Here is a 2,441-nt window from a genome sequence, read left to right on the forward strand (position 1 = left end):
CCCGCGCCTACCGCGGGGTCGATGCGATCGATTTCGCCGACGGTTTCCACCGCCGCGACATCGGCTGGCGCGAGCTAGAGCGCGGCGCGGCAAAGCCGGAAGGCAGCGCCGAATGATCGAGGTTTGGAGCCATTATTGGGGGCTGTTCGCGGCCGCGGTGGTGATCGGGCTGCTGGCCGGATGGCGCGGGTTCCGGCCGCTGCGGGTCAAGCGCGCCGGACCGGCCAACGATTCCGAGTTGCAAGCGTTACGGCGGCGCCACCGCAACCGGATGTTCGCCATCGGGATAGCGGCGACGGTCGCGCTGGCGGCGCTGGTCCACGGGCCGATCGGGCAAGCCAAGCGGCTGGCCACGGGAATCGAGCAAGAAGCGCGGCGCGTGCTGGTTCATTATGAAATGGGCCAGGTCGAGGCGCGGCTGGCGCGCGCGCCGTTGCGGCGCGAGCTGGTCTTCTCGGGCGCGACCGACGAGTTCCAGCGCGGCGAGCTGGTGCGGATGTTCAACCATCTGCCGGGCGTCCAGAACTCGGTGTGGGCGTCACCGGCCGCACCCTCGCCGCTGCGCTTTCCGCTGCCGCTGCTGGTTGAAATCGCCTTGCTCGCGCAGGCGGCTTTCGGCATCGGGCTGGCGGCCGCTTATGTCATCGATTTGCGCCGCCGCGCCCGCCGCGACAAGCGCGCACTGTAGGGGACGGGACGACATGGACAATTTGCTGGCGAACGACTGGCTGGTGATTGCAGCGGTAGTGCTGGTCGCGGCGATCGTCGCATTCCTGGTGTTTCGTCCGCGCCAGAAGGTGCGGCTGTCCAGCGATACGCCGCTGCGCCCGCACATGACGGCCGCCGCCAAGCCCGGGCCAGCGCGCGAAGGCCGCGGGCTGGCCGCCGAAGCGGCGGCCGCGGCGAGCGACGTCACCGGCCAGATCATCAATGCCCGGGTCCATGCCGAATTGCCCGGCGCGAGCGGGCCGCCCGACGACCTCGAGCGGTTGAAGGGGGTCGGCCCCAAGCTGGCGCAACTGCTCAACGCGCGCGGGTTCACCCGGTATGCGCAGATCGCGCGGCTCAGCGCGGATGAGGTCGAGCGGCTCGACACCGACTTGGGCGCGTTCCGTGGCCGCCTGGCCCGCGACCGCATCGTCGAGCAGGCAAGCTACCTCGCGCGCGGCGACGAGGACGGCTTCCAGCACCGCTTCGGCAAGCTCTAGGGATTCTTTTTTGGCGAGTGCGGCGCCGGCCCGCTCCCCCAACCGGCCACCCACGAGCGTACACTGAATGGGTGGCCGGGTGGGGGTGCGGGCTGGCTCGGGCTACGAAAGCAAAACCCTAGCCGACGCTCTCCGCGGCCGCTTCCTTGGCCCTGCGCTTGGCGCGCGAGACGATCAATTTGTCGATCTTTCGGCCGTCCATGTCGACCACCTCGAATGACCAGCCGTCGTGGCGGAAGCATTCGCCGGTGTCGGGCAGGCGCTTGAGCACCCACAAAGCGAAGCCGGCGACGGTCGAATAATCGCGGTCGGGCGGCAGGCGCATGCCGAGCCGGTCGGTTAGCACGTCGGCGCTGGCCGCGCCCGACACCAGCCAGCTGCCGTCCTCGCGCTCGACCAAAGGCGGGTCGTCGTCGTCGTCCATGTCGTGGGCGAACGCCCCGGCCAGCGCGGCAAGCAGGCTGCCGGGGGTCACGATGCCGTCGAAATGACCGTATTCGTCATGGACCAGAGCGAGCGGGACATCGGCCGCGCGGAGCACCGCGAGCGCGTCCATCGCGTCCATCAGATCGGGCACCACCGGTGCCTGGCGGCACATCGGCCGCAAATCGAGCGGCTTGCCGTCGAGCGACTGGGTGAGCAGGTCGCGGGTGGTGACGACGCCGACGATATTGTCGACCGAGCCGTCGGCGACCGGGATCCGGCTGTGCGGGATCTGCTCGAGCGCGGCGCGGATCTGCTCGGGGCTGGCGTGGACGTCGATCCAGTCGACGTCGGTGCGCGGGGTCATCACCTCGCGCACCGGGCGGTCGGCGAGGCGGACGATGCCCGAGATGATCGCGCGCTCGCTTTCCTCGAGCACGCCCGCGGTCTGCGCCTCGGCCACCACCAGGTGCAATTCCTCGGCGGTCACCTGGTTGCGCGATTCGCGGTCGAGGCCGAGCGCCTTGAAAATGAGCGCGCTGGTCTTGTCGAGCAGCCACACGAACGGCGCGGTGATGCGCGACAGCCAGTCGAGCGGGCGGGCGACGATCGCGGCGATCGGCTCGGGCGAGCGAAGCGCGAATTGCTTGGGGACGATCTCGCCGATCACCAGCGAGGCATTAGTGGTGACGACGATGACGATGGTGAAGCCGATCGTCGCGGCGGTCTCGGGGTCGACCCCGAGCACGGCGATGCGCTGGCCGCCCGGGGTGCCGAGGCGGGCGCCCGAGAACGCGCCGGCGAGGATGC

Annotated in this window: 3 protein-coding genes; 2 read left to right on the forward strand and 1 reads right to left on the reverse strand. The window is 70.0% G+C overall.

What is annotated here, in order from left to right; all coding sequences use genetic code 11:
• Positions 1-112 precede the first annotated feature (112 nt).
• Together RMP08_RS01180 and RMP08_RS01185 are read left to right on the forward strand one after the other, a co-directional pair.
• Positions 113-688 (forward strand): hypothetical protein, encoded by a 576-nt coding sequence (locus RMP08_RS01180; protein ID WP_310467118.1) that lies wholly within the window; start codon positions 113-115, stop codon positions 686-688.
• Between the two features lie 13 nt (positions 689-701).
• Complete coding sequence (locus RMP08_RS01185; RefSeq protein WP_310467119.1) at positions 702-1,208, forward strand: hypothetical protein; 507 nt, start codon at positions 702-704, stop codon at positions 1,206-1,208.
• Positions 1,209-1,326: 118 nt separating this feature from the next.
• Here the strand turns inward: RMP08_RS01185 and RMP08_RS01190 are convergent.
• Positions 1,327-2,441, reverse strand: a 1,115-nt coding sequence (locus RMP08_RS01190) for a hemolysin family protein (RefSeq protein ID WP_310467120.1), incomplete at its 5' end; no start/stop codon positions are given.

The sequence above is a fragment of the Sphingomonas sp. genome (genome assembly GCF_031426035.1).
Taxonomy (GTDB): domain Bacteria; phylum Pseudomonadota; class Alphaproteobacteria; order Sphingomonadales; family Sphingomonadaceae; genus Sphingomicrobium.